The organism is Janibacter sp. GXQ6167, assembly GCF_041365945.1.
Taxonomy (GTDB): Bacteria; Actinomycetota; Actinomycetes; order Actinomycetales; family Dermatophilaceae; genus JBGFSK01.
In genome coordinates this window covers 100965-127562 of sequence record NZ_JBGFSK010000009.1, presented here as the reverse complement: position 1 = coordinate 127562, position 26598 = coordinate 100965, and the positions used below count along the sequence as shown (strand labels likewise).

The 26598-nt window shown below is 67.8% G+C and carries 25 protein-coding genes; 21 read left to right on the top strand and 4 right to left on the bottom strand.

Going from position 1 to position 26598, the window contains the following annotated elements:
- Positions 1-32 precede the first annotated feature (32 nt).
- A complete protein-coding gene (locus AB8K43_RS13390) occupies positions 33-908 on the top strand; it encodes a helix-turn-helix domain-containing protein (RefSeq protein WP_370894709.1) in 876 nt (291 codons plus the stop codon).
- Entirely contained in the window at positions 859-1248 is a 390-nt protein-coding gene (locus tag AB8K43_RS13385; RefSeq protein ID WP_370894708.1) for a VOC family protein, read from the top strand. Before AB8K43_RS13390 ends, AB8K43_RS13385 begins: the two co-directional genes overlap by 50 nt.
- Positions 1249-1256: 8 nt before the next feature.
- On the opposite strand, the gene AB8K43_RS13380 is transcribed toward AB8K43_RS13385, so the two are convergent.
- Positions 1257-2042 carry a tyrosine-protein phosphatase gene (locus AB8K43_RS13380; protein ID WP_370894707.1) on the bottom strand — a complete coding sequence of 262 codons (786 nt, stop codon included), beginning with the start codon at positions 2040-2042 and terminating at the stop codon, positions 1257-1259.
- An 86-nt stretch (positions 2043-2128) separates the two neighbouring features.
- Here AB8K43_RS13380 and AB8K43_RS13375 point away from each other — a divergent pair, with 86 nt between their 5' ends.
- From AB8K43_RS13375 to AB8K43_RS13335, 9 genes are all read left to right on the top strand, one after another.
- The gene (locus tag AB8K43_RS13375) at positions 2129-2887 is read left to right on the top strand and encodes a siderophore-interacting protein (RefSeq protein ID WP_370894706.1); all 759 of its coding nucleotides are present in this window, start codon (positions 2129-2131) and stop codon (positions 2885-2887) included.
- A 104-nt stretch (positions 2888-2991) separates the two neighbouring features.
- Positions 2992-3966, top strand: coding sequence for a siderophore ABC transporter substrate-binding protein (locus AB8K43_RS13370; RefSeq protein WP_370894705.1), 975 nt, complete (start codon positions 2992-2994; stop codon positions 3964-3966).
- Positions 3967-4077: 111 nt separating this feature from the next.
- Entirely contained in the window at positions 4078-5094 is a 1017-nt protein-coding gene (locus tag AB8K43_RS13365; RefSeq protein WP_370894717.1) for an ABC transporter permease, read from the top strand.
- Positions 5091-6116 carry an iron chelate uptake ABC transporter family permease subunit gene (locus AB8K43_RS13360; protein WP_370894704.1) on the top strand — a complete coding sequence of 342 codons (1026 nt, stop codon included), beginning with the start codon at positions 5091-5093 and terminating at the stop codon, positions 6114-6116. Before AB8K43_RS13365 ends, AB8K43_RS13360 begins: the two co-directional genes overlap by 4 nt.
- Entirely contained in the window at positions 6117-6896 is a 780-nt protein-coding gene (locus AB8K43_RS13355; protein ID WP_370894703.1) for an ABC transporter ATP-binding protein, read from the top strand. It abuts the gene before it with no gap.
- Positions 6897-6926: 30 nt separating this feature from the next.
- On the top strand, positions 6927-8156 hold the full coding sequence (hemW, locus tag AB8K43_RS13350; RefSeq protein WP_370894702.1) for a radical SAM family heme chaperone HemW: 1230 nt from the start codon (positions 6927-6929) through the stop codon (positions 8154-8156).
- Positions 8153-8935, top strand: coding sequence for a trimeric intracellular cation channel family protein (locus AB8K43_RS13345; RefSeq protein WP_370894701.1), 783 nt, complete (start codon positions 8153-8155; stop codon positions 8933-8935). Before hemW ends, AB8K43_RS13345 begins: the two co-directional genes overlap by 4 nt.
- A 142-nt stretch (positions 8936-9077) precedes the next feature.
- On the top strand, positions 9078-9833 hold the full coding sequence (gene fabG, locus AB8K43_RS13340; protein ID WP_370894700.1) for a 3-oxoacyl-ACP reductase FabG: 756 nt from the start codon (positions 9078-9080) through the stop codon (positions 9831-9833).
- A 278-nt stretch (positions 9834-10111) separates the two neighbouring features.
- Positions 10112-11014, top strand: coding sequence for a hypothetical protein (locus AB8K43_RS13335; RefSeq protein ID WP_370894699.1), 903 nt, complete (start codon positions 10112-10114; stop codon positions 11012-11014).
- A 1-nt stretch (position 11015) separates the two neighbouring features.
- Here the strand turns inward: AB8K43_RS13335 and AB8K43_RS13330 are convergent, their stop codons facing one another.
- Positions 11016-11903, bottom strand: coding sequence for a DUF3097 domain-containing protein (locus AB8K43_RS13330; RefSeq protein ID WP_370894698.1), 888 nt, complete (start codon positions 11901-11903; stop codon positions 11016-11018).
- Positions 11904-12038: 135 nt separating this feature from the next.
- On the opposite strand from AB8K43_RS13330, the gene hrcA reads away from it, so the two are divergent.
- From hrcA to era, 7 genes are all read left to right on the top strand, one after another.
- Positions 12039-13070 carry a heat-inducible transcriptional repressor HrcA gene (gene hrcA / locus AB8K43_RS13325; RefSeq protein ID WP_370894697.1) on the top strand — a complete coding sequence of 344 codons (1032 nt, stop codon included), beginning with the start codon at positions 12039-12041 and terminating at the stop codon, positions 13068-13070.
- Positions 13071-13144: 74 nt separating this feature from the next.
- On the top strand, positions 13145-14266 hold the full coding sequence (dnaJ, locus tag AB8K43_RS13320) for a molecular chaperone DnaJ (RefSeq protein ID WP_370894696.1): 1122 nt from the start codon (positions 13145-13147) through the stop codon (positions 14264-14266).
- A gap of 8 nt (positions 14267-14274) precedes the next feature.
- Positions 14275-15018, top strand: coding sequence for a 16S rRNA (uracil(1498)-N(3))-methyltransferase (locus tag AB8K43_RS13315; protein ID WP_370894695.1), 744 nt, complete (start codon positions 14275-14277; stop codon positions 15016-15018).
- Positions 15019-15103: 85 nt separating this feature from the next.
- Positions 15104-16189, top strand: coding sequence for a PhoH family protein (locus tag AB8K43_RS13310; RefSeq protein ID WP_370894694.1), 1086 nt, complete (start codon positions 15104-15106; stop codon positions 16187-16189).
- Positions 16186-16650 carry an rRNA maturation RNase YbeY gene (gene ybeY / locus AB8K43_RS13305; RefSeq protein ID WP_370894693.1) on the top strand — a complete coding sequence of 155 codons (465 nt, stop codon included), beginning with the start codon at positions 16186-16188 and terminating at the stop codon, positions 16648-16650. The genes AB8K43_RS13310 and ybeY overlap by 4 nt, the downstream gene beginning before the upstream one ends.
- 1 nt (position 16651) lies before the next feature.
- A complete protein-coding gene (locus tag AB8K43_RS13300; RefSeq protein ID WP_370894716.1) occupies positions 16652-17956 on the top strand; it encodes a hemolysin family protein in 1305 nt (434 codons plus the stop codon).
- Positions 17953-18876, top strand: coding sequence for a GTPase Era (gene era / locus AB8K43_RS13295; protein ID WP_370894692.1), 924 nt, complete (start codon positions 17953-17955; stop codon positions 18874-18876). The genes AB8K43_RS13300 and era overlap by 4 nt, the downstream gene beginning before the upstream one ends.
- A 47-nt stretch (positions 18877-18923) precedes the next feature.
- On the opposite strand, the gene AB8K43_RS13290 is transcribed toward era, so the two are convergent.
- A complete protein-coding gene (locus AB8K43_RS13290) occupies positions 18924-20987 on the bottom strand; it encodes a YhgE/Pip family protein (protein ID WP_370894691.1) in 2064 nt (687 codons plus the stop codon).
- Positions 20984-21658, bottom strand: coding sequence for a hypothetical protein (locus AB8K43_RS13285; RefSeq protein WP_370894690.1), 675 nt, complete (start codon positions 21656-21658; stop codon positions 20984-20986). The genes AB8K43_RS13290 and AB8K43_RS13285 overlap by 4 nt, the downstream gene beginning before the upstream one ends.
- A 122-nt stretch (positions 21659-21780) precedes the next feature.
- Here AB8K43_RS13285 and AB8K43_RS13280 point away from each other — a divergent pair, with 122 nt between their 5' ends.
- The 3 genes from AB8K43_RS13280 (at position 21781) to leuA (ending at position 26575) form a co-directional block, all read left to right on the top strand.
- The gene (locus AB8K43_RS13280) at positions 21781-23436 is read left to right on the top strand and encodes a BCCT family transporter (protein ID WP_370894689.1); all 1656 of its coding nucleotides are present in this window, start codon (positions 21781-21783) and stop codon (positions 23434-23436) included.
- Positions 23437-23580: 144 nt separating this feature from the next.
- Positions 23581-24615 carry an aspartate-semialdehyde dehydrogenase gene (locus AB8K43_RS13275; RefSeq protein ID WP_370894688.1) on the top strand — a complete coding sequence of 345 codons (1035 nt, stop codon included), beginning with the start codon at positions 23581-23583 and terminating at the stop codon, positions 24613-24615.
- Positions 24616-24838: 223 nt separating this feature from the next.
- Positions 24839-26575: a 2-isopropylmalate synthase gene (leuA, locus tag AB8K43_RS13270; RefSeq protein WP_370894687.1), complete on the top strand. Its 1737-nt coding sequence runs from the start codon at positions 24839-24841 to the stop codon at positions 26573-26575.
- The last annotated feature ends 23 nt before the right edge of the window (positions 26576-26598 follow it).

The window sequence follows — 26598 nt, the reverse complement described above, 5'->3', positions numbered from 1 at the left end:
CACCAGTATGGGCGCGCCCCTACGCTGGGCGGATGGTCGAGTACCGGTCATTCCCGGCTCGGGATCGACGGCGTCCGGTCCTCGCGCACCTGGCCCGCCGAGTGGTCGGCTACGCCCACGAGGGGTTAGAGCCGGGAACTCATATCGGGATGCCATCGACCTCGCTGACCCTGGTGATCTCTCTCGGCGACCGGCTCGAGGTTGAAGCCGACCGCACCCGCCCCTACGCCACCTGCCTCGGAGGGCTCACCACGCGACCGGTGCGAATCCACCACGGCGCGAGCATGCGCGGCGTGCAACTCGACCTCTCTCCGTCGGCCGCGAGGATCCTCTTCGGCACCCCGGCGGGGGTTCTGCCGCAGGCTGTCGAACTCGCTGAGGTGCTTGGCCGACCGGGTGTAACTCTCCGCGAGCAGATGCACGAGGCGCCCTCGTGGGGGCAAATGGTGGACCTGCTGGAGGACCACTTCGCCCGTCTCGCGCGGCCTTATCGTCCGCCTCCCGAACTCGCCGAAGCGTGGCGGATCATCCATGCCTCGGGCGGGCAGGCCACGGTCGCTGTCCTCGCCGAGACGGTCGGCTGGTCGTCGCGGCGTCTCCAGACCCACTTCCGACGCGAATGCGGGATCAGCCCTAAGGAGGCCGCCCTGATTGTGCGCTTCAACCGCACCCGGCAGATGATCGCGGGCGGGGGCAGGAGCCTGGCTCAGATCGCCGCCACCTGCGGGTACGCGGACCAGGCGCACCTCACCCGCGACTGGCGCCGTTTTGCGGGGACCGCGCCGAGCCGCTGGCCGGAGGAGGACCCCCTCGCATTCGTTCAAGACGCCACCGACACGACGATGGTCGAATCGAGCCATGAGCGAACGCACCGACCACAACATCTGGACCGCGATCTTCGTCGATGACCCGCAGGCCTTGCGCGCCTGGCTCGTTGACCTCGGTTTTGACGAAGGGGTCCTCGTCCCCGGCGACGAACCGGGGATCGTCCATCACAGCGAGATGCTCTGGCCCGAGGGTGGGCGGGTCATGGTGGCCTCTCGGCGCACCGATGGGCACGACGAAGGGGTGGGGCGCGCGGGTGTCTACGTCGTGACCGATCAGCCCGATGAGGTCCACGCTCGTGCACGCGCCGCGGGCGCCACCATCACTCGTCCGCTGCGCGATGAGCAGGGGTATGACTCCCGTGGGTTCAGTTGCCTCGACCCGGAGGGGAACCACTGGAGCTTCGGCACCTACGCCGGATAGGGCCGACTTCAGTCAAGCAGGCGGGAGCGCAGCCGGGCGATGTCCTCGGCCTCCCAGCCGTGGGTGAGCAGCCAGTCGCTCGATCCGCCGTACTCCTCGCGCAGCGCGGCGAGGATCGACTCCATCGTCTCGGCCCGCGGTGTGGTCTCGTCGATCGAGTGGTGGGGGAGGAGCTGGGAGTACGGCTCCTGCGTCATCAGGCGCCCGATGATCGCCTCGATCCGCTCGGCGCTGCGGACATAGTCGGCGATGATCTCCTCGTCTGGGACGCCGGCGACCGACAGGGCCATCGCGACCACGGTGCCGGTGCGGTCCTTACCCGCTGCACAGTGCACGATCGCTGCCCCGGGAGCCTGCGCCACGGCGGTGAGAGCGCCAGCGACCGAGTCGGGGCGTTCGCGCAGATAGCTCAGGTAGTGCCGGGTCCAGTAGTCGCCCCCTTCGGACTCATCGTCGGCGTTGAGCCAGGGCATCGCGAGCGCCTGTTCGGTGCTCACCTCGCGGCGGTCGTCGGCGAGGAAAGAGTGGTGGTGATGCCGGACCGGCCAGCCGGCGAGGGGCCCCGGCCCGGCGTAGGCGCGCTCCTTTTGGCTCCGCAGATCAATCACATCGCTCACCCCGACCTCGTCGAGGAGGTGGCGCACGTCCTCATCGGTCAGGGTCTGCAGATTGTCGCTGCGGATCAGGCGACGCTCGGCGATGGTCCGCCCATCGTGGGTCGGCAGCCCCCCGACATCGCGCATATTCGCCACTCCGGTGAGGTCGATCCAGCGGGCCGGTCTTGGCGTCGTCATGTGCTCAGCCTAGACACGATGGAAGGGGGAGTTTGGCAACCTAGAGCCGATCTGATTAGGTAAGGCTTACCTAACTAAGGAGCCCCATGATCGGCCATCGGATCGCGCATGACCTGCATCGCCGCCACGCCACGGTCCATCAGACCACGGAGTTGAGCCCCCGCCTTCGCCGGGTCGAACTGACGCTGGAAGAGGGCGCCGCGAGCGTCCCGTGGGTGGATATGGCGGTCGCCGATCACGTCAAACTCGCCTTCGCGGGGGAGGGGCCGCTCGACCTCAGTGGCCAGAGGCCGCTCGTCACCCGCGACTACACGGTCCGAGCCGTCCCGCACCCCGAGCGCCTGGTCGTCGACATGCTCCTTCACGGCAGCGGCGACGCCGGTCGAGCCCCCGGCAGCAGGTGGGCAGCGACCGCCACGCCAGGCGCTCCCGTCGGGGTTCTTGGGCCTCGGGGCTCGCGCGTCTTCCCCAGCGACCGCGAGCGGTATGTGGTCCTCGGTGACGAAAGTGCTCACCCGGCCATCGCACGGTGGCTCGAAGAGGCACCGGCGAGCGCCCGGGTCGACGCGGTCATCTCCTCCGAAGACGGCACGACCGCCGAACTCCCGGCACGCTCGGGGGGCTCGGTGACGGTCACCAGCGATGCGCACGCGCTTGCCGACCAGTTGCGAGACCTCGCCCCCCAACCAGGCGACCTGGTCTGGGCAGCCGGTGAGGCCACCGCGATGCTTCACCTGCGCCGCGCCGCCAAGGAGCTGGGCCTCGCCCGCGACGACGTCCACATCGACGGGTACTGGAAGGTCGGGGTCGCCGGCCGCGACCATCACGCACCGCTCGAGCAGTGAGCACCACCCCCTTCGGCGCATCGGCTCGTCGCCAAGCGCTTTCCCCCAACGAACGTCCCACCTTCGGGACGGTCGACCCACCCCACCGAAAGGCAACGACCCACGTGAAGAAGTACCGGACCCGCACCGCCGGCGCGATCAGCGCCCTGGCGGCCCTGACCCTCACTGCTGGCTGCGGCAACACCGAGAGTTCTGCCACCGCCGAAGGGGGGAAGGGGCAGACCGTCAGCATCACCGACGCCCAGGGCCGCGAGGTTGAGGTCCCGACCAACCCGCAGAAGGTGGTCGCCCTGGACTGGAGCGTGATCCGCACCCTGAGCGATCTGGACATCGACGTCGATGCCGTCCCGACACCCCAGCCCGGACTGCCAAAGGACCTCGCCTCCTACCAGGACGCCACGCACGTCGGCACCATCTTCGAGCCCGACTACGAGGCGATCGCCGCGATGGAGCCAGATCTCGTGATCGTGGGATCGCGCAGTGGTAACCCCGAGATCGTCAAGGAGTTCGAGAAGTTCGCTCCCGCGGTCCTCGATATGTCGGTGCGCGCGGAGAAGCCGTCCGAGGTGTTCGACGCCACCGAGGAGCGAGTCGTCCAACTCGGGACGATCTTCGGCAAGAAGGAGCAGGCCGAGGGGCTCATGGACGACCTGGACACCCAGGTCGACGCGGTGAGCGATCAGGCCGAGGCTTCCGATCGCACGGCCATGGTCGTCCAGGTCTCCGATGGCACCGTGAGCGCCTATGGACCCGGATCGCGCTTCGGCACGGTGTACGAGGACTTCGGCTACCGGCCGACGAAGGCCCCCTTGCAGGAGAAGGGGTCCCACGGCGAAGAGATCAGCCAGGAGTTCTTCGTCCAGTACAACCCCGGTGTCCTCTTCGTCCTCGATCGGGCCAAGACGATCGGGCAAGACCAGACCCCCGCGCTTGACGTCCTCAACAAGGGCCTCATCAAGGACACCGATGCCGCCAAGGACAACAAGATCGTCGAGGTGGACGGCTTCGCCTGGTACATCGCCCCCAGCGCACCCAGCTCGTGGACCCAGATGGTGAGTGACGTGAAGGACACGCTCTGAGCACGCTCAACCNGACAACAAGATCGTCGAGGTGGACGGCTTCGCCTGGTACATCGCCCCCAGCGCACCCAGCTCGTGGACCCAGATGGTGAGTGACGTGAAGGACACGCTCTGAGCACGCTCAACCCACCGCCAGCCGCGGACACCGTCGGTGGTGTCCGCGGCTGGCACCTCGTCGTCGCGACCATCGCCCTCGGAGTCGCGGCCTACCTCTCGCTCGCCGTGGCGGTAGTCCCGATCCCGGTGCGAGACCTGCTCTCTCCGAGCCCGGAGCAATGGACGCTGCTCAGCGTCTCGCGGATCCCGAGGGTGCTCTCGATCCTGATGGCGGGCGCGGCGCTCAGCGTGGCCGGGCTCATCATGCAGCGGATCACCCAGAACTCGTTTGTCTCCCCTTCGACCTCCGGCACGACCGAGGCCGCGATCCTTGGGGTCTTGATCGCCACCCTCGCCGTCCCGGGCCAGAGCCTGATCGCGACGATGGTCCTCGCCATCGCGGTAGCCCTGGGGGGCACCTTCGGGTTCTTGACGATCCTGCACAAGATGCCGCACCGGGACCCGATCGTCGTGGCGCTCGTCGGGATCATGTACGGCGGCGTGATCGGGGCGGCGACCGTCTTCGTCGCCTACCAGCGAGACCTGTTGCAGCTGCTGGAGATCTGGGGCAGTGGGTCCTTCAGCGCCGCGATGGCCGGACAATACGAACCGCTCTACCTCGTGCTCCTCGTAGGCGTGATCGGCTATGTCTTTGCCGATCGCTTCACCGTCGTGGGGATGGGAAGGGAGTTCGCCACCAACCTCGGTGTCTCGTACCGGTTCGTCCTCAATGTCGGACTCGTGGTCGTCTCGGTGATGGCGGCGACCGTGGTCGTCGTGGTGGGCGCCATCCCTTTCCTCGGGTTGATCGTGCCCAATGTCGTCTCGCTCGCGATGGGTGATCACGTGCGCCGGACGCTGCCGGTGACCGCGCTCGCCGGAGCCGCCTTCGTCCTCGCGTGCGATGTTCTCGGGCGGGTGATCCGCTTCCCATACGAGGTTCCCGTCGGCACGGTCGCGGGGATCATTGGCGCCGCCGTCTTCATCTGGCTCGTGATGCGAACCGCCTCGGGCAAGGAGGCCCAGGGATGATCGGCCCCGCCACCTCGCCGGTCGCGAGCACACCAGGCAATCGGCATCGATCGCCCGCCGAAACGGCTCGCCTGCACTGGGTGACGGTGACCGTCGTCGGCCTGGCCGTCGCCGCGCTCGCGATCTCGGCGCTCTACCTGACATACGACCTGCGCGGACCGCTGTCGTACGCCCTCGATCTGCGCAGTCGTCAACTCGGCGCCCTGATCGTGGTCGGCGTCGCCGTCGGGGTCTCCAGCCTCGTGTTCCAGACCGTCGCCGGGAGCCGGATCCTCACGCCCGGCGTGATGGGATTCGATGCGCTCTATGCCTTCATCCAGACGGTGATCGTCTATGCGTTCGGAGCGACCGCGCTGCACCTCTTCGGTCCGGTCGAGCGCTTCTTCGTCAACGCCACCTTGCTCGCGGTCTTCGGGCTGCTTCTCTTCCGGTGGCTCTTTCGCGCGCACAGCCGCAACCTCTTCGTGCTGGTCCTCGTCGGGATAGTCCTCGGGGCCTTCTTTGGTTCGCTCAGCTCCTTTGCCTCACGGCTGCTCAGCCCGGACGACTACCTCACGTTGCAGGCCGTCCTCTTCGCGAGCTTTACGACCGTCGACCCTCGGCTGCTCATCGCGTGCGGAGCGGTGACCATCCTCGCTTGTGCGGCCCTCGTGCCGCTGCTCCGACAACTCGACGTCGTCGACCTCGGCCACGACCGGTCGATCACGCTGGGCGTGGCGCACCATCGCGTGGTGACGGCCTCGCTCCTGATCGTCACCCTGCTCGTCGCGACCTCCACGGCCCTGGTCGGTCCGATGGTCTTCCTCGGCCTGCTGATCGCGAACCTCGCCCGTCAGTTCGTCCCGAGTCACGAACATCGAGTTCTGCTGCCGGCGGCCGGTCTCACCGGTGTGATCGCCCTGGTCCTCGGGCAGTTCGTGGTCACCCATTTTCTCGGGCTCGGTGTCCCGCTCGCCGTCGTGATCAATCTCGTCGGCGGGCTGTATTTCCTCACGTTGCTGTTGAAGGCGGTTCGACTCTAGATGCGCGCTGTTGATCTCCATCATGAATACACCGCTGGCGCTCCGGTGCTGGATACGGTCAGCCTCGATCTCGACAAGGGGCGGGTGACCGGCCTGATCGGCCCCAATGGGGCGGGCAAGTCGACCCTGCTCTCGGCGATGGCCCGACTGCTCACCCCCCAATCCGGTCAGGTCCTCCTCGACGGTCTTGATATCGCGACGGCGCCGCCTCGCGAGGTGGCCAAGCGGCTTACGGTCTTGCGGCAGGACGCCCGCGTGACGGCCAGGCTCAGCGTCGTCGACCTCGTGCGCTTCGGCCGGTTCCCGCACAGCCGCGGCCGACTCACAGCGCGCGACCATGAGGTGGTCGAGGAGTACCTCACCCACGTCGGCTTGGGCGCGCTGCGGGATCGCTATCTCGATGAACTCTCCGGAGGGCAGCGCCAACGAGCCTTCGTCGCGATGGTCCTGGCGCAAGAGACCGAGATCGTCCTGCTCGATGAACCGCTCAACAACCTCGACATGGAGCACGCGGCCACCACCATGCAGTTGCTACGCCACGCCTGCGATGACCTGGGCCGCACGGTCGTGGTCGTCCTCCACGATGTCAACGTGGCGGCCGCCTTCTGCGACACGATTGTCGGTATGCGCGAGGGTCGGATCGTCGCTCACGGACCGGCGCACTCGGTGATCACCGCCGAGGGCCTGCGGGAGGTCTTTGGTCTGCAGATCCCCGTCCACGAGATCGGTGGCCGTCCGGTCGCGCTGCACTGGGGGGCGACTGCCGCAGTCGGGGCGTGATGTGCGGCCCGCGTGAGAGACAATGCGGCCGTGCCACCCACCCAGCCTGACGGCGAGCCCGTCCCGACGAGCGGAGAGCTCCCCCCTTCGTCGCTCACGCGCGCCCGCGATCGGACCCTGGGGATGTACCTCCACGTGCCGTTTTGCAAGGTGCGGTGCGGCTACTGCGACTTCAACACCTACACCGCGAGCGAACTCGGGCCGCAGAAGGGGGCGAGTGTCGCCACCTATGCCGACGCTGCCCTCGCCGAACTCGATCTCGCCGCTCGCGTCCTCGGTACGACCCCGCCGGTGAGCACGGTCTTCGTCGGCGGGGGCACTCCGACGCTGCTGCCATCGAGCGATCTGGTCACGCTGCTCCACGGGGTTCGCGAGCGTTTCGGGCTCGACGCTGACGCCGAGGTGACGACCGAGGCCAACCCCGATTCGGTCACCCCGACGTCCTTACGAGAGCTCGCCGAAGGGGGATTCACGCGGGTCTCCTTCGGGATGCAGTCCGCGGTTCCCACGGTCCTTAAGACCCTCGACCGCACGCACGACCCGGCCGGCGTCGCCAGAGCGGTCGCGGCGGCGCGCGACGCCGGACTCGCCGTCAGCCTGGACCTCATCTACGGCACGCCGGGGGAGAGCCTGGAGGACTGGCGGACCTCCCTCGAGGCGGCCATCGCCCTTCGGCCCGACCACGTATCGGCCTATGCGCTCACCGTCGAGGAGGGGACGCGCCTTCATACCCAGGTCAGACGCGGCGAACTGCCGATGCCGACCGGCGACGACGAGGCCGACAAGTATGAGCTCGCCGACGACCTGCTCGCCGCGGCCGGCTACGACTGGTACGAGATCAGCAACTGGGCGCGCACCGCGGATGACCGCTGCCGCCACAACATCGGTTACTGGCGCGGCGACTCGTGGTGGGGCATTGGGCCCGGCGCGCACGGGCACGTCGGCGGCACGCGGTGGTGGAATGTCAAACACCCTGCGGCCTGGGCCGCTCGGCTCGCGGCCGGGGAGTCCCCGGCGGCCGCGCGGGAAGTCCTGGGCGACGAGCAGCGTCGCGACGAAGAGGTTCTCCTGGGGATCCGCCTGAGCGAAGGCCTCGACCTTGGCGCTCTCGACGCGAGCGGACGCCAGGCCGTCGCTGGTTTGATCGCCAATGGCCTAGTTGAAGGGGGTCCTGCCTTGCGTGGTCGCGCGGTGTTGACCCGTCGCGGACGCCTGCTCGCCGACACCGTGGTGCATGCCCTGATCGGCGGCTCGCGATGACCGAGCCCACCACGGTGATCCCAGACGTCCTGCGGATCCTCGACATCACCGGCATCCTCGCGAATGCCTTGCTCGGAGGCGCCTTGGCGCGCCGCTATCGCCTCGACCCGGTCGGATTCGTCACCTTGGCGGTGCTCTCCGGTCTCGGCGGCGGTGTCATCCGAGATGTCCTGCTCCAACAGGGGCCTCCGGTCGCCCTCACCGACCCGGCCTACCTCACCACGGCGCTGCTCGCGGCCCTGCTTGCCTGGTCCGTGCAATTCCAAGGGAAGCTCTGGCAGCGGGTCTTCCCCTGGATCGATGCGCTCGCCATCGGTGCCTGGGCGTCGGCGGGGACCGAGAAGGCGCTGCTCGCCGGCCTCGGGTGGGTCCCGGCCATCCTGCTCGGGGTGGTGACCGCGGTCGGTGGTGGCGCGGTGCGCGATGTGATCCTCGGCCGGATGCCCGCGATCTTTGGCGGCAGTACCCTCTACGCCACCTCCGCGACGCTCTCCGGTGTCACGGTCGTGACCCTTCGCGAGATCGGCTACGTCGGGCCGGAGGTTCCGCTCATCGCGACCTTCCTCGGGGGCGCGCTCTGCCTCATCTCCCGGTGGCGCGGGTGGGGGTTGCCCGCCGAGCCCCGCTGGTCGTCGGCCCGCCGGCGCGCCGCGAAGGTCGCGCGATCCTTCCCCAACCACCCCGCGGCCCGTGGACGGGTGCGGCCGCCGGTGAGCGACGACGAAACCCCAACGCCCGCAAGGAAACCGCCTTCCGACGAGGAGCACCGGGGGACCTGAGCCCAGGTTGAGAGCGGACCCGACGGCGCGGCGATGATCGCCCGCTGAGAGGATGAGGACGACCTCGGCGGCATCGGCGCCGCCGGGACGGCCCACCACGGTCGGTGGCGCCGGCGCCCCCTTCGTGCCGAGGAGCAGATGCATGAGCACCGCCCGAACCGCAGTCATCACCGGAGCCGCACGCGGGATCGGCAAAGCGATCGCCTTACGCTTCGCCCGCGATGGGTTCAAGGTCGCCGTCTTGGACCTCGATGAGGCCGCGTGCCAGGAGGTGGCCGATGAGATCGGAGCGGCCGGAGGGACGGCTCTCGCGGTCGGCGTCGACGTCTCGAACGAAGAGCAGGTCGAGTCGGCGGTCGCCCGAGTCGCCGGCGAACTCGGTGCCCCGACGGTCTTGGTCAACAACGCGGGCATCATCCGCGACAACCTGATCTTCAAGATGAGCGTCGAGGAATGGGACGCGGTGATGAACGTGCATCTGCGCGGGGCGTTTTTGATGTCGAAGGCGTGCCAGGCGCATATGACCAAGGAGAAGTACGGCCGGATCGTCACCATGTCGTCGACCTCGGCGCTCGGCTTTCGGGGTCAGGCGAACTATTCGGCGGCCAAGGCAGGGCTGCAGGGGCTGACCAAAACGCTCGCGATCGAACTCGGCCGCTTTGGGGTCACGGCCAACGCGATCGCGCCCGGGTTCATCCGCACCGAGATGACCCAGGCGACCGCCGAGCGGATGGGACTCGATTTTGAGGAGTTCCTGATCGAGCGGGCGAAGGTCATCCCGGTCGGGCGGATCGGCCTGCCCGAGGACATCGCCGCGACGGCCGCGTTCTTGTGCAGCGAAGAGGCGGGCTATGTCTCCGGCCAGGTGATCTACGTCGCCGGGGGGCCGCGCACCTAAACCGTACCGAGCGGTAGTGCCGAAAAGGTTGCCCTCATAAGGGTGTAGCGGCAAAACCGAATGACGTGCCGATACGAATCTTTTGGGAAACGATCAGGGATAACCGTCAATCGGGCACAGTCGATGGGCCGCATCACCTGGTCTGAGCGCTACCGTAAAAAGTGTCGACGGCCGTGGCAAACGCCTGCGGTCTTCGATCTCCTCGGTGATCGCCGAGGTGGCAAGAGGGCAGGCTCGCGACACGGTCGCGGCTCCCCTCGCGATCGAGAAGGAAGATCATGGTCGATTCATTACGGGACGCGCTATCGAGCGTCGTGCTATTCCTACCGAAACTGTTGGCGTTTATCGCAATTTTGGTGATCGGTTATCTGATCGCCAAGGCATTGGCCAAGATTGTCGACGAACTCCTCGAGCGGGTGGGTTTTGACCGGGCGGTTGAGCGCGGCGGAGTAAAGAAGATGCTTGCCCAAAGCGAGCTGGATGCGTCCAGCATCGTCGGCAAGATCGTCTTCTATGCGCTGATGCTCTTTGTGCTGCAGATGGCCTTCGGGGTCTTTGGCCCCAACCCGGTGAGCGACCTGCTGACCGCGGTGATCGCCTTCCTGCCGCAACTATTCGTCGCGATCATCATCGTCGTGATCGCCGCGGCGATCGCTACCGCTGTGCGTGAGCTCATCAGTAACACCCTCGGGGGCCTCTCCTACGGCAAGACCCTCGGCACGATCGCCGCGGTCTTCATCCTGGGGCTTGGCATCATCGCCGCGCTCAACCAGATCGGCGTCGCGACGACCGTGACGACTCCCATCTTGATCGCGGTTCTCGCCACCATCGGCGGGATCCTGGTCGTCGGAGTCGGCGGAGGTCTCATCAAGCCCATGCAGCACCGCTGGGAGGGCTACCTTGAGACGCTGAGCGAGGAGAGCGCGAAGATCCGCGAAGAGGTCGACCAGGCCCCCTCGGTTGCTGACCAGGCACGCGCGGCGGCCAATGAGTTCCGCTCGGACGGCGATGAGCGACCGTACGAGACGGATCAGACCCACGCAGAGCGTCCCCACCAAGCGGGTTACGGCCAACCGGATGCTCCGGTCATCCACGCTCCGACGCCGGAGGAGGGGCCGACCGCCAACCTGCCCCGCGTCCAGCAGAGCGACCCGCGCTACCCGCCGCCGAACCAGCCCTGACCTACTCGGACGGGTCGGTGACGAAGTCGATCAGTTCTTCGACCCGTCCGAGCAGGGCCGGCTCCAGGTCGGCGTAGGTCCGCACGGTGCCGAGGATCTGTTTCCAGGCGCGGGCGATATCGGCCTGGGTGCGGTGCTCCCATCCGAGATGCGCGCAGATGCCGTGCTTCCACGACGTCCCGCGAGGGATGACCGGCCAAGCGTCCATGCCGAGCCGTTCGGGGCGGACCGATTGCCACACATCGACATAGGGATGCCCGACGATCAGCACATGCGGCGCCCAGGGCGCGAGGCCCTGGGCGGCCGCGACCACCCGAGATTCCTTGGTGCCGGGGACCAGGTGATCGACGAGGACTCCCATCCGTCGGCCCGGTCCGGGGTTGAAGTCCCGGATCGCCCCGGCGAGGTCGTCGACCCCTTCGAGAAGCTCGACCACCACGCCTTCGATCCGAAGGTCGTCACCCCACACCTTCTCGACCAGCTCGGCATCATGGCGACCTTCGACGAAGATCCGCGAGCCGAGAGCCACCCGGGCGGGGGCGTCCGGTACCGCGACCGAGCCCGACGCGGTACGAGCCGCGACGGCCTGGGCGGCGGCAAGGCGGGCGCGCGCAGCCCCCTTCGGCGGGGTAAGGGTGACCGGAGCGCCCTCAAGGAGGAAGCCGGGCCCAAGCGGGAACGCCTTCACCGCGCCGCGCCGGTCCTCTAAGTGCACGACGTGCATCCCGCCGGCCTTTTCCACCCGGACGATGGCGCCGCACCACCCGGTCTCGACGTCCTCGACGACGAGACCGTTGTGCGCCTCGGTCGGGGTCGAGGTCGGGCGGGCCAGCCGCCCGGTGCGGCGCCAATCCTGAGCGAGCACATCGGGTCCATAGCGGTCGGTCACGAGGCGCGAGGCTAGTCGAGCAGGACGGGGCCGCCGAGGTGCCGCGCCCAGCGATGTCAGGGAATGTCGCCGCGGCCACGTAGACTTGGCACTCACCGACCACGAGTGCCAGCGCGAAGGGAGTGAACCCGCCAGATGAGCGATGAGCGACGCATGGCTGTCCTCTCCGCGATCGTCGAGGACTACGTCCACACCAGTGAGCCCGTCGGGTCTAAGGCCCTGCTCGAGCGCCACCGGCTCGGAGTGTCGGCGGCGACGGTCCGCAATGACATGGCCGCCCTGGAGGACGCGGGGCTGATCGTGGCTCCGCACACGAGCGCGGGCCGCATCCCGACCGACGCCGGGTACCGGCTCTTCGTCGATCAACTCTCGACGATCAAGCCGATGTCGCGCGCCGAACGGGCCGCAATCGCCGAGTTCCTTGAGGGTGCCGACGAACTCGATGAGGTGCTCGATCGCACCGTTCGGCTCCTCTCGACGCTGACCCGCCAGGTCGCGGTCGTGCAGTACCCGTCGATGACCCGCAGCACGGTCAAGCACATCGAGCTCGTCCCGATGAGCGACACCCGACTGATGGTCGTGCTCATCATGGGTACTGGCCGGGTCGAGCAGCGGATCGTTGCGACCGACGTGGATTACACCTCGGCCGCGGGTGCACAGGCGCTGGCGCAAGCGCGAGCTCGGATCAACGCCGCCGCGGTCGACCGTCGCCTGACCGACGCGCTCGCGGCCTTGCAGACCCTGCACGACGACGACCCCGAGACTGCTGACGCCCTTACCGCCGGGGTGCTCGCCGTGGTCCAGGAGGCGCTCGACGACGAGCGGGAGACCAAGGTGACCCTCGCCGGGACCGCCAACCTGGCCCGCAGTCCCGCGGACTTCCCGCTCACCCTCGAGCCGGTGCTCGATGCCCTCGAGCAGCATGTCGTGCTCCTCCACCTGCTCGGAGCCCAGGCGGCTCACGAGGCCGGGGTGAGCGTGCGGATCGGTGCCGAAAATCCGGTGACGGGTCTGCAGACAACGTCCCTGGTCAGCACGGGATACGCCGCCGGAGACGAACTCGTCGGCCACGTCGGCGTGCTCGGCCCGACCCGGATGGACTACCCCGGGACGATCGCGCAGGTCCGAGCGGTCGCCACCTATCTCTCGCGAATCATGGACCAATAACGAAGAAACACTCGCGACGACGCGAGCGTTAGCACTCCAGGACCCCCAACCCACCTGCCAAGAGGAATGCACGCGTGAACGACTATTACGCCGATCTCGGCGTGAGCCGCGAGGCCACGTCGGATGAGATCAAGAAGGCGTACCGCAAGCTGGCTCGCACCCTCCACCCGGACGTCAACCCCGGACCGGAAGCCGAGGAGAAGTTCAAGCGGGTCAGCCAGGCCTATGACGTCCTCTCCGATGAGGGCAAGCGCCGCCAGTACGACATGGGAGCCGACCCGTACGGCGGTGCTCACGACGGCTTCGGCGCCGGTTTCTCCTTCAGCGACATCATGGAGCAGTTCTTCGGGACCGCCGCTGGTGGCGGAAGGGGGCCGCGCCAGCGTCAGCAGCGCGGCCAGGACGGACTGGTGGCGCTCGAGATCGACCTCGAGCACGCGGTCTTCGGGGGAGCCCAGGACCTCACGATCGAGACGGCCGAACGCTGCGGGACCTGTCATGGCGACGGCGCCCAGCCGGGGACCGGCCGACGCACCTGCGACCACTGCGGTGGCCGCGGCGAGATCCAGCAGGTGCAGCGCTCCTTCCTCGGTCAGGTGATGACGAGCCGTCCCTGCCCGACCTGCCAGGGCTACGGCGAAATCATCGTCCACCCCTGCCACGAGTGCTCCGGCCAGGGCCGGGTCCGGGCGCGCCTGACGAAGAAGATCAAGATCCCCGCTGGGGTCGACACCGGTACCCGAATCCACCTCGCCGGTGAGGGAGAAGTGGGTCCCGGAGGGGGACCCGCCGGAGACCTCTTCGTCGAACTGCGGGTGAGTCCCCACCCCACCTTCACCCGCCGCGGCGATGACCTCCACGCGTCGGTCTCGATCCCGATGACCGCCGCCGCGCTCGGCACGAACCTCAGCTTCGCGACCCTCGATGGTGAGCAGCAGATCGATATCGAGCGGGGCACGCAGCCCGGCGACACCATCGTCAAGCCGGACCTCGGCGTGACGCACCTGCGCGGAGGTGGTCGCGGGGATCTCGTGATCCACGTCGATGTCCGCACGCCGACCCGTCTGGACGCGGAGCAGGAAGCGCTCCTTCGCGACCTGGCCGAGCGGCGCGGTGAGGAACAGCCCGATGGACACCTGACCGACCCCGAAGAGGGTCTGGTGGGACGACTGTTTAAGTCCCTCAAGGGTCGCTGACCGCTGCCATGACGCTGGCGCTCTACCAGGTCGACGCGGGAGAGCTCGACGAGCTGGCCCCGGGCGACGATTACCTGCTCGGTGGCCCCGAGGGCCATCACGCCGCGACCGTGCGGCGCACGAGCGTGGGGGAGCGGGTCATGGTTGGCGACGGCGCCGGCCGCCGCATCACCGCTGCGGTGATCGCGGCCGGCCCCGGCGAGCTCACCCTGCGCGTCGAGGACGCGAGCATCGAGCCCGAACCGTCCCCCCGCTTCGTCTTGGTCCAGGCCCTCGCCAAGGACGGCCGCGACGAGGACGCGATCGAGGCCGCCACCGAGATTGGCGTCGATGGGGTGATCCCCTGGCAGGCCCAGCGCTCGATCGTGCAGTGGAAGGGCGCGAAGGCCGAGCGGGCCCTCACCAAATGGCGTCACGTCATCACACGAGCGACCAAACAGTCCCGGCGTGCCCGCACACCCGAGCTCACCCCCCTTGTCTCATCCGTAGCTCTGATCGAGCGGGTGAAGGGGGCCCGCCTCGCCGTGGTCCTGCACGAATCCGCGTCCGAACCGCTCGCGGCGCTTGATCTACCCGACGATGGCGAGGTCCTCCTCGTGGTTGGGCCGGAAGGGGGGATCGCCGACGAGGAACTCGCGGCGTTTGCTGAAGCGGGCGCCCACCTGGTCCGGCTCGGATCGACCGTCCTGCGCTCCTCCTCGGCGGGACCCGCTGCCCTCGCGGTCCTCTCGGCGCAGGCGCGCTGGCGCTGATCCCGTCGGTCGCGGCGGCGAGCAGGAAACAGCAGGCTGCGCGAGGGGCGGGAGAGAGCACGCGAGCCGTAGACTGGCAGGCAACATGAGCGACCACCCCGAACAGCCCCCAGCAAGCCCCCTTCGCGGCGAGGACGGCACCCCGACGGTCGGGCTCGCCTCGCAGACGATCACCCTCCCGCCGAGCGTGTCGATGGTGAGCCTCCTCGGCCCGCGCGACGAACTCCTGCGCACGATGGAGCGGCAGTTCCCCCGCACCGAGATCCTGGTGCGGGGCAACGAGTTCCGGATGACCGGACCGGCGGGCGACCTCGACATCATCGACCGCCTCCTCGGCGAACTCATCGAGATCGTCGGTGGCGGCCAGCCGCTCAACCGCGACGCGGTCGAACGCTCGATCGCGATGCTGCGCGGCGCGACCACCGAGCGCCCCGCCGATGTGCTGACGATGAATATCGTCTCTAGCCGCGGCCGCACGATCCGCCCCAAGACCTTGAACCAAAAGCGCTATGTCGACGCGATCGACGAACACACGGTCGTCTTCGGGATCGGCCCGGCGGGGACCGGCAAGACCTATCTCGCGATGGCCAAGGCGGTCGCCGCCCTCCAGGCCAAGCAGGTCAATCGGATCATCTTGACCCGCCCGGCCGTCGAAGCCGGCGAGCGCCTCGGCTTCCTCCCCGGCAGCCTCAACGACAAGATCGACCCCTACCTGCGCCCCCTCTACGACGCGCTCCACGACATGATCGACCCGGAATCGATCCCTCGCCTGATGGCCGCCGGGACGATCGAGGTCGCCCCGCTCGCCTATATGCGCGGGCGGAGCCTCAACGATGCCTTCGTGATCCTCGACGAGGCCCAAAACACCTCGCCCGAGCAGATGAAGATGTTCCTCACCCGACTCGGCTTCGGCTCGAAGATGGTCGTAACGGGTGACGTCACCCAGGTCGACCTCCCGGGCGGCACGGAGTCCGGCCTGCGCGTCGTACGCGACATCCTGACCGATATCGAAGACATCCACTTCGCCGAGCTCACCTCGGCCGACGTCGTGCGCCACCGCCTCGTCGGCGAAATCGTCGACGCCTACGGCCGCTGGGACGCCTCGCGCCCACGCGGTCCGCGCGGCGGGGCGCGCCATCCGCGCGGCCCGGAGAAGGGGGATCGGTCGTGAGCATCGACGTCCTCAATGAGGTCGGCTACGACATCGACGAGATGGAACTCGTCGGCTGCGCGAAGTACGTGATGCGAGAGATGCGCGTCCACCCGGGCGCGGATCTCTCCCTTCGTCTCGTCGACGAGCCCACGATGGAGGTCCTCCACGTGCAGTGGATGGAACTGCCGGGTCCGACCGATGTGATGAGCTTCCCGATGGATGAGCTGCGTCCGGGGCGCGAAGGGGAGCCGCCCGAGGAGGGGATCCTCGGCGACATCGTGCTCTGCCCGAGCGTCGCCGAGCGCCAGGCCGCCGAGGCCGGGCACGCTCCGATCGAGGAGATCCTGCTGCTCACGACCCATGGTCTGCTCCACCTACTCGGCTACGACCACGCGACCCCGGAGGAGGAGAAGGAGATGTTTGAGTTGCAGCGGCAACTCCTCCTCACCTTCCTCGCCGAACGCGGCCGCCACCGCTGACGTGGTCACCCAGTTCATCGTCACGGCCCTCATCGCGGTCGGGATCGCCTTCACCCTCACCCTGGTGGACGCGGCGATCGGTTCGATCTCTCGGGTCGCGGTGGACGAGGCGAAGGACGAAGGGCGCCGAGGGGCCGAAGCCCTCTCCCGGATCATCGCCGATGGTGCGGGGTTCGTCGCGGTCCTCGCGTTCCTGCGGGCGATGGCCGAGGCGAGCGCCGCGGTGCTCGTCACGCTGGCGGTCGCGAGCTTCGTCGACTCGACCGTCCGGACCCTCGCGATCGCGATCGCGATCATGGTGGTGGTCTCCTTCGTCATCGTGGGGGTTTCGCCGCGCACCCTCGGACGCCAGCACGCCCTCGCGATCTCCCTCGCGACCGCCCCGATCGTCGTGCTTTTCCGCCGCGTCCTCGGCCCGATGGCGCGGCTATTGATCTCGATCGGCAATGCGGTAACGCCCGGTCGGGGCTATCGCGATGGTCCCTTCCAGACCGAGGCCGAACTGCGGGACCTGCTCGACCTGGCGGGGGAGTCGGCGCTCATCGAGGCCGACGAGCGCGACATGCTGCACTCGGTTTTCGAGCTCGGCGACACCCTGACCCGTGAGGTCATGGTGCCGCGGACCGACATGATCACGATCGAGTCGGACAAGGTCGCGCGCAAGGCGCTCAGCCTCTTCATCCGGTCCGGTTTTTCGCGGGTGCCGGTCGTCGGGGACAACAGCGACGACGTGGTCGGAATGCTCTACTTCAAAGACGTCGTGCGCCGGGTCAACGCCGATGAGAGCGCTCGCGACCTGCCGGTCACCCGCCTGATGCGGCCCGCCCCCTTCGTTCCGGAGAGCAAACCGGTCGACGACCTGCTGCGCGAGATGCAGCGTGACCAGACCCACGCCGCGGTCGTGATCGACGAGTACGGCGGCACGGCGGGCCTGGTGACGATCGAGGACATCCTCGAAGAGATCGTTGGCGAAATCGACGACGAGTACGACAAGGAGACCCCGGGGGTCGAGGATCTCGGCGATGGGCGCTGGCGCGTCCCGGCCTCGATGGACCTTGACGACCTGGCCGAGGAGTTCGACGTCGATATCGAAGAGGACGAGGTCGACACCGTCTCCGGGCTCATCGGCAAACTCATCGGGCGGATCCCGATCGTGGGTTCGACCTGCGAGTTCGCGGGCCTGCGGTTCACGGCTGAGAAGATGTCCGGACGACGCCACCGGATCGCGAGCGTCATCATCGAGCGGGTCGAACCCGACGACGATGACGACGAAGCGGTCTCAACCGAACGCGAGGAGCGGGGATGAGCGAACACGACGCCTGGAAGGCGGGTTTTGCCTGCCTCGTCGGTCGGCCCAATGCCGGCAAGTCCACGCTCACCAACGCGCTCGTCGGCGACAAGGTCGCGATCACATCGAGCAAGCCGCAGACGACGCGGCACACGATCCGAGGGATCGTTACGGTCCCCGGCGAGCAGTTGATCCTCGTCGACACCCCGGGCCTGCACAAACCCCGCACCCTCCTCGGGCAGCGGCTCAACGATCTCGTCCGCGAGACCCTGCTCGATGTCGACGTCATTGGTTTTTGTCTCCCGGCCGACCAGAAGATCGGTCCGGGCGACCGTTTCGTCGCGAGCGATCTCGCCGACCTCCAAAAGGCCCGCCGCGTCCCGATCGTCGCGATCGCGACCAAGATCGACCTGGTTGACCGCGAGCGACTCGCCGAGCACCTCATCGCGATCGACCAGTTGGGGGATTGGACCGCGATCATCCCCGTCTCGGCGACGAAGGGGGAGCAGGTCGCCGAGGTCCGCCAGGTCCTCGCCGATCATCTGCCCCCGTCGCCCGGCCCGCTCTACCCCGAAGAGACGCTCACCGATGAGCCGACCGAGACGATGATCGCCGAGTTCGTCCGGGAGGCGGCGCTCGAAGGCGTGCGCGATGAGCTGCCCCACTCACTCGCCGTCGTGGTCGAGGAGATGCTCCCGCGCGAGGATCGGCCGGCCGATAAACCGCTGATGGACGTGCGCGTCCACGTCTACGTCGAGCGTCCGAGCCAGAAGGCGATCATCATCGGCAAGGGCGGATCACGCCTGCGCGAGGTCGGCACCAAGGCCCGCGCCGAGATCGAGCGTTTGCTCGGCCAGCGCGTTCACCTCGACCTGCATGTGAAGGTCGCCAAGGACTGGCAGCGCGACCCCAAGCAACTCCAGCGCCTCGGCTTCTAGCGAGTGAAGAAGCCGCGCGCGAAGGGGGCCGCTCGGCCCCCTTCGCGTTAGAGGGTGAACTCCGGCTTGATCCGCGCTGGCGTCCAGATCCGCGCCTTGCGCGCCGCGATCGTCGACAGCGCGAGCGCCCCGATCAGGTAGGCGAGGAGCACCGCGATATCGGTCGTGAGGTGCAGCATGTCACCGCCATACATCAACCGGCGCAGCCCATCGATCGCGTAACTCATCGGGACGATGTGATGGACGAACTGGAGCGGCTCGGGCAGCGTCTGCCAGGGGAACGTCCCGCCACCGCTCACGAGCTGGATCACCATGAAGACCAGCCCCAAGAACTTCCCGACGGCGCCAAAGCTCGACACAAGCGCGTGCAGGATCGCGATGAAGGTCATCGAGACGAAGAACATAAAGAGCAGCGCCCAGAGCGGGTGCGCGACGTCGATGCCCACGCCCCACGCGACGATCCCGAGGAGCAGCAGCGATTGACCGATGCCGACAGCCACCGGCGGCAGGTAGCCGCCGAGCGCGGTTCGTAGCGACCACTGGCTCGTGGCGAGGGCCCGGGTCGATAGCGGCCGGACGATGAGGAAGAGGACGTAGCCGCCGATCCAGAGAGCAAGCGACATGAAGAAGGGGGCGAGACCCGCGCCGTAACTCCCGGCGGTGGCGATCGCATCGCTTTCGGTCTTCAGCGGATTGCCGATCGTCTGGGCAACCGCCTTGCGCTGCTCATCGGTCGGGTTTGGGATCTCGTCTTGCCCCTTCACCAGACCGTCGTGCAGGTCCTTCGCACCGTCGGAGAGTTCGCCAAGGCCCGAGTAGAGGCTGCGGGTGCCCTTGGCGAGTTCGGTCGATCCGTTGTAGGCGTCGTTCGCCCCCGTGGCGAGCCGTCCGGCGCCGGCGTCGAGTTGGTTCAGGCCGGTGCTCAGCGTGTGGGCCCCGCTACTTAAGGTCCCGGCTCCCTTACGGGCCGAGACGATCCCGTCGCGCAGGGCGGGCACGGAGTCGGCGAGCTTCTTGTTGCCATCGGCGACCTGGTCGGCACCCGCCGCCAACGTGTCGAGATCCTTGGCGGTGCTTTGGATCGTGGTGTTGGCGTCCTGGACGTGGCCGTCGATCCGGTCCAGGCGGGCCTCGACGGCCTTGATCTGGTCGTCGTCGAGCCCCTGATCGCGCAGCGTCTTGATCAGCTTCTTGCGCTCATCGGTGATCTTGTTATCGAGGTCTTGCGCCACGTCGGCGATGGCGTCGGCCTTCTGCGAGATCTTGCCGTTCGCGTCGGCGACCTTGCGGGAGCCATCGGCCAACTGACGGGTCTGGCTCGGCAGCGAGGCCGTCTTTTGGTCCAAGGTAGTGAGGCCATTCGCCAGCTGACGGGCGCCGCTGTCGAGTTGGCGACCCCCCTTCGCCGCCTCGGTCGTCCCGGCGTGAAGGTCTCGGGCGCCGTTGCGCAAGGTCCCGAGCCCGGTGTTGAGCTCCTGTGCGCCATCTTTGAGCTTGCCCGCGCCGTCATGGGCCTTGACCGTGGCGTCGTGCAACTGCTTCGCCCCATCGATCGCGGTATCCATCTCGTCGTGGACCCGGGTGAAGCCGAGGAGGAGCTGGCTCGCCGCGGTCTCGCTGATCTTGCTCGCGACCGAGGTCGTGACCTCCTTGATCACCTGGTTCGCGATCGTGGAGGTGAGATAGCCGTTGGTGTCGTTGGTCTCCAGCTCGATCGTTGCCTGGCGCGGCTTGTACTCGGCGCTGGAGGCGATGTCCTCGGAAAAGTGGGCCGGGACGATCACGGCGAAGGCGTAGGTCCCATCCTCGACCCCCGCGAGGGCCTCGGAGCGGTTGACCTGGTGCCAGTCAAAGGTCTTGGACTCGATGAGGTTCTTCGCGACATCGTCGCCGACCTGCAACTCCTCACCGGTCGCGAGAGTCGTCCCCGCGTCCTCGTCGACGATGGCCGTCGGCAGGTCGGGCAGGGCCGCGTAGGGGTCGTGGTTCGCGTAGAGGTAGAGCCCGCCGTAGAGGGTCGGGATCAGCATGACGGCGAGCAGAGCGAGGCGCGCCAGCCGGGACGAGGTGAGGCGCAGCAGCTCGCTCATCGCGAGGCGAATGGGGTTCACGGGAGGTCCTCTCGGGACGCTGAGGGCGCCGCATCAAGGGCTTCGGCGGTGGTGAGGTTGACGAGCACGATGACCGTGCGCCCGTCCGCGGCGACTTTGCGCGCGTGGTCGAGCCACTCTCGATGGTGGGTCCCGTGGCGGTCGGGTCCGGCGAGGACGAGGACCTGGCGGGTCGCGTCGAGGGCGGCGAGATCAAGCAGCATTCGAATGCGTTCACCGGCGGGTACCGAGTCCCACCGGTCTCTCCAGTGTCCCCGAAGATCGCGGGCATCGAGGAACTCGCGGACGTTGGATCGACCGGAGTGTTGGTTGGCGAGGGCGAGTTCCTCGGAGACCACGAAGGGGAGGGGGAGCGATTCCTCGGGGGAACTCACCTGATCGACATCGACCACGCGCACGAGTTCTTGGAGCCGGGCGGGGTCGTGGGTGCCGGCGATCGTGACGCCTCCGCTGTCGAGTTCGACCCGGCCCGCGAGCGCGAGGGCGATCGCGACCTGAGGCGGTCCCGGGTCGCATGGGACGATCGTCACTTCGCCCGCGGGGGCTTCGAAGCTCAGATCGCGGACCAGGGGGTCTTGTGGCCCATCGATCGTGAGGCCGCTTACCCGCACCGGCAGGCCACCACGGTGGCGCCGCGCGCGGCTCCGGTCATCAGGGTCAAAGAGGTCCATTCTGTAATTATGAGCGCGCTCAGTAAGTTAGTCACATCGGCGCCCGTGACGGACCTCGTTATCGTGGAGCCTTTCGTCCGAATAAACTGGGAGGAGCCCGCCGTCGGAGCGCGGGAATCACTGTGAGCAACTCGACAGAGCACGCGAGCACGTCGCCGCCGACTCAGAACTCCAAGAACGGCCTTCTGCGCTATATCGAGCAGCCCGCCGTCTTCATCCCCGCCCTGGTCCTCGTCGCCAGCTTCGTCACCTTGGCCGCCGTGGCCCCGACCTGGCTCGGCGAGGTCCTCTCGACGCTCAATAGCACCGTCGTCGCCGACCTCGGCTGGTTCTATGTGATCGCCGTCGCCACCTTCGTCGTCTTCTCGATCTGGATCGCCCTGTCGCCGGCCGGGTCCATCGTCCTTGGCCGCCACCAAGAGGACGAGCCCGAGTTCGGATTGCTCTCCTGGTTCGCGATGCTCTTCGCCGCCGGCATGGGGATCGGCCTCGTCTTTTGGGGTGTTGCCGAGCCGCTCAACCACTTCGCGTCCCCGCCGCCGGGCACCGGTGAAGGGGAGGCCGAGCGCGCTCGCGCCGCCTTCGATACGACCTTCCTCCACTGGGGTCTGCATGCCTGGGCGATCTACGTCGTCGTGGGCCTCGCCGTGGCCTACGCGGTGCACCGCAAGGGGCGTCCGGTCTCGATCCGCTGGGCCCTCGAGCCGATCCTCGGCGACCGGGTCAAGGGTTGGGTCGGTCACGTCATCGACATCATCGCGATCATCGGGACCCTCTTCGGGGTGGCGACCTCGCTTGGGCTTGGTGTCTCCCAGATCGGCGGGGGCCTTGCCCACCTCGGCGTCGTCGACGAAGCGACGACCACGGTCTTGGTCCTGCTGATCGCTGGCATCACCGCCCTGGCGGTGGTCTCGGTCGTGACCGGGGTCGAAAAGGGCATCAAGTGGCTGTCGAATATCAACATGGGCTTCGCCGGGCTCCTGATGGTGACCGTGCTCGTCCTTGGGCCCACCGTCTTCATCCTCGGCGAGTTCGTCCAGCAGCTCGGCTCCTACCTGCAGAACTTCCTGTCCCTGAGCTTTAGGACCTTCGCCTTCGAGGGCGAAGCGGGTGCGACCTGGCTCTCCGGGTGGACCACCTACTACTGGGGCTGGTGGATTAGCTGGGCGCCCTTCGTCGGTGTCTTCATCGCGCGCATCTCCCGCGGCCGCACCGTCCGCGAGTTCGTCGCCGGTGTGCTCCTCGTCCCGACCCTGCTCACCTTCTTGTGGTTCTCGATCATGGGTGGCTCGGCCATCTACCGCGAGATCTACGGCGCTGGTGGCCTGATCAACGCCGACGGTGAGGTCAGCACCGACATCGCCCTCTTCCAGCTCCTCGACGGGCTGCCGATGTCGACGCTCCTCAGCGTCATCGCGATCATCCTGATCGTGGTGTTCTTCATCACGAGCTCGGACTCGGGATCGTTTGTCGTCGACATGCTCGCCTCCGGGGGTAACCCGAACCCGCCGCGCTGGAGCCGCGTCCTCTTCGGTGTCCTCGAGGGTTCGATCGCCGCGGTGCTGCTCGTCGCCGGAGGTGGTGGGCTCCAAGCACTGCAGACGATGGCGATCCTCGTCGCCGTGCCCTTTAGCGTCGTGATGCTCATCATGATGATTGCGACCGCCAAGGCGCTGCTGCGCGAACACGGCGATGTGGTCCACCGCCGACGGGCCAAGGCCCGCGACGAGCTCGTCGATCACGTGACCGATGAAGTGAGTGAACGCGTCTCGACCTAGGGCGCGGCACTCAGACTTCGGACGGGCTTTAGGGACATGGGACGCGGATGGATCCGCGTCCCATGTCCCTTTCCGCGTCTCTGGAATGCCCGTCAGGTGAGCGCCGGTCGGGGAGCGGCCCTGCCACGACCTATCCTTGGGCCCATGCGTATTGGAGTTTTTGGTGCCACCGGCCAGGTCGGGCAGGTCATGCGTGCCCTGCTGGAGGAGCGCAACTTCCCCGTGACCGAGATCCGATTCTTCGCCTCGGAGCGTTCCGCGGGGACGACCCTGCCGTGGGGCGAGGACGAGATCACCGTCGAGGACACCGCGTCCGCTGACTTCTCCGGCCTCGACATCGCGCTGTTTTCCAATGGCGGCTCGACCTCGAAGGAGTGGGCCCCGAAGGTCGCCGCCGCTGGCGCGACCGTGATCGACAACTCCTCGGCGTGGCGCAAGGACCCCGAGGTGCCTCTCGTCGTGAGCGAGGTCAACGCGGACGACCTCGACACCATCCCGAAGGGGATCGTCGCCAACCCGAACTGCACGACGATGGCCGCGATGCCGGTCCTCAAGCCCCTCCACGAAGCGGCGGGTCTCGTGCGCCTCCACGTCGCGAGCTACCAGGCGGTGTCCGGGTCGGGCGGCGTTGGCCTCACCGAACTCGACTCGCAGCTGCGCGGTGGGTATGCGAGCGGCGATCCCAAGGACCTCGCCCGAGATGGCCACGCCCTGACCCTGCCCGCCCCGCAGGTCTACCAGGCGCCGATCGGCTTCAACGTGGTCGCGCTCGCCGGCGCGCTCGTCGACGACGGCTCCGGGGAAACCGACGAAGAGCAGAAGCTGCGCAACGAGTCCCGCAAGATCCTGCACGCGCCCGACCTGCGCGTCTCCGGGACCTGCGTGCGCGTCCCCGTCTTCTCTGGTCACTCGCTCGCGATCCACGCCGAGTTCGAGCGGGACATCACGCCCGAGCAGGCGCTCGAACTGTTGGTGGACGCGCCGGGCGTGGTCGTCCAGCACCTGCCGACCCCGCTCGAGGCGACCGGCCGCGACGAGGTCTTCGTCGGTCGCGTGCGCCGCGATCAGGCGGCCCCCGAAGGCAAGGGGCTCGTCCTCTTCGTCGTCGGCGACAACCTGCGCAAGGGTGCTGCTCTGAACGCGGTCCAGATCGCCGAGGAACTCGCGGCCCGCCAGTAACGGTGAGGGCTGCCGAGGAGGTGGCTGCCCGCATGGCGATACCGGCCCGGACCGGCGAGGTTCGCGGTGCTACTCTCGCGATCGTGCGTTACTCGCTCCTCCTTCGGTGCCGCGGCGAGGCCTGACAACGGCCGCCCCTCGTCGCGGAGTTCGCCTTGCCGGCTGACCCCCTTCGCTCCACTTCTTTGACCGGAGCAGACGAGACCGAAGAGAGAACCGCACCATGATCCACCCCCAGGCCCCTTCCGGGATGCCGATCACCAAGTACGTCCCCTTCCAGGATCAGATCCGCGTCGAACTGCCGGACCGCACCTGGCCGGACAAGGTGATCACCAAGGCCCCGCGCTGGTGCGCCGTCGACCTGCGGGACGGCAACCAGGCCCTGATCGACCCGATGGACGCCGAGCGCAAGCTGAAGATGTTCCAGTTGCTCGTCTCCATGGGCTACAAGGAGATCGAGGTCGGCTTCCCGAGCGCCAGCCAGACCGACTATGACTTCTGCCGGGAGCTCATCGACGGCGGGCACATCCCCGATGACGTCACCATCCAGGTCCTCACCCAGTCCCGCGACCACCTGATCGAGCGCACCTTCGATGCGATCGCCGGGTCCAAGCAGGCGATCGTCCACTTCTACAACTCGACCTCGGTGCTGCAGCGCCGCGTCGTCTTCGGCCTGGACCAAGACGGCATCGTCGACATCGCGCTACAGGCAGCGCGCCTGTGCAAGAAGCTCGAGGAGACGATCCCCGACACGCAGATCTACTACGAGTACTCGCCGGAGTCCTACACGGGCACCGAGCTCGAGTTCGCCGCTCGGATCTGCAACGAGGTCATCGACGTCATCGACCCGACGCCCGACCGCAAGATGATCATCAACTTGCCCGCGACCGTCGAGATGGCGACCCCGAATGTCTACGCGGACTCGATCGAGTGGATGAGCCGCCATATCGAGCGCCGCGACAGCGTGCTGATTTCCCTGCATCCCCACAATGACCGCGGCGAGGGCATCGCCGCCGCCGAACTCGGCTACCTGGCCGGAGCCGACCGCATCGAGGGCTGCCTCTTCGGTAACGGCGAACGCACCGGCAACGTCGACCTCGTCACCTTGGGGATGAACCTCTTCTCCCAGGGCATCGACCCCGAGATCGACTTCTCCGCGATGGATGACATCCGCCGCACCGTCGAGTACTGCAACCAGTTGCCCGTCCACCCACGTCACCCGTGGGGCGGCGACCTCGTCTACACCGCCTTCTCCGGCTCCCACCAGGACGCCATCAAGAAGGGCTTTGAGGACATGGACCGGCGCGCCGCGGCGGCGGGGACCGATATCAACGGCATCGACTGGGGCGTGCCGTACCTGCCGATCGACCCGCACGACATCGGCCGCACCTACGAGGCCGTGGTCCGCGTCAACAGCCAGTCCGGCAAGGGCGGCGTGGCCTACCTGCTGAAGACCGAGCAGGGCTTGGACCTGCCGCGGCGCCTGCAGGTGGAGTTCAGCCAGGTCGTGCAGCGCAAGACCGACGCCGAAGGGGGCGAGGTGAGCGGCGACGCGCTGTGGCACGTCTTCGAAGACGAGTACCTGCACAACGTCGAGCCTGCCGAGCGGTGGGGCCGTCTCGGTCCGGTCCGCTCCACCCTCTCCGGTGACGAGGACGGCCTGGACCACATCGAATCGGTGATCACCGACGGTGGACAGGAGATCACGATCCACGGGCGCGGCAACGGTCCGATCGACGCCTTTACCCAGGCCCTCGCGACCATCGGTGTCGACGTGCGGGTGCTCGATTATCACGAGCACGCCCTCTCGGCCGGCGGGGACGCGCGCGCCGCGGCGTACGTCGAGTGCGCGGTCGGTGACCGGGTGCTCTGGGGCGTGGGCCTGCACGAATCGATCGTGAAGGCCTCGCTGCGCGCGATCATGTCGGCGGTCAACCGGGCCGAGCGCGACGCGGCCTGATCCACCTCGTGAGGGCGGCGGCG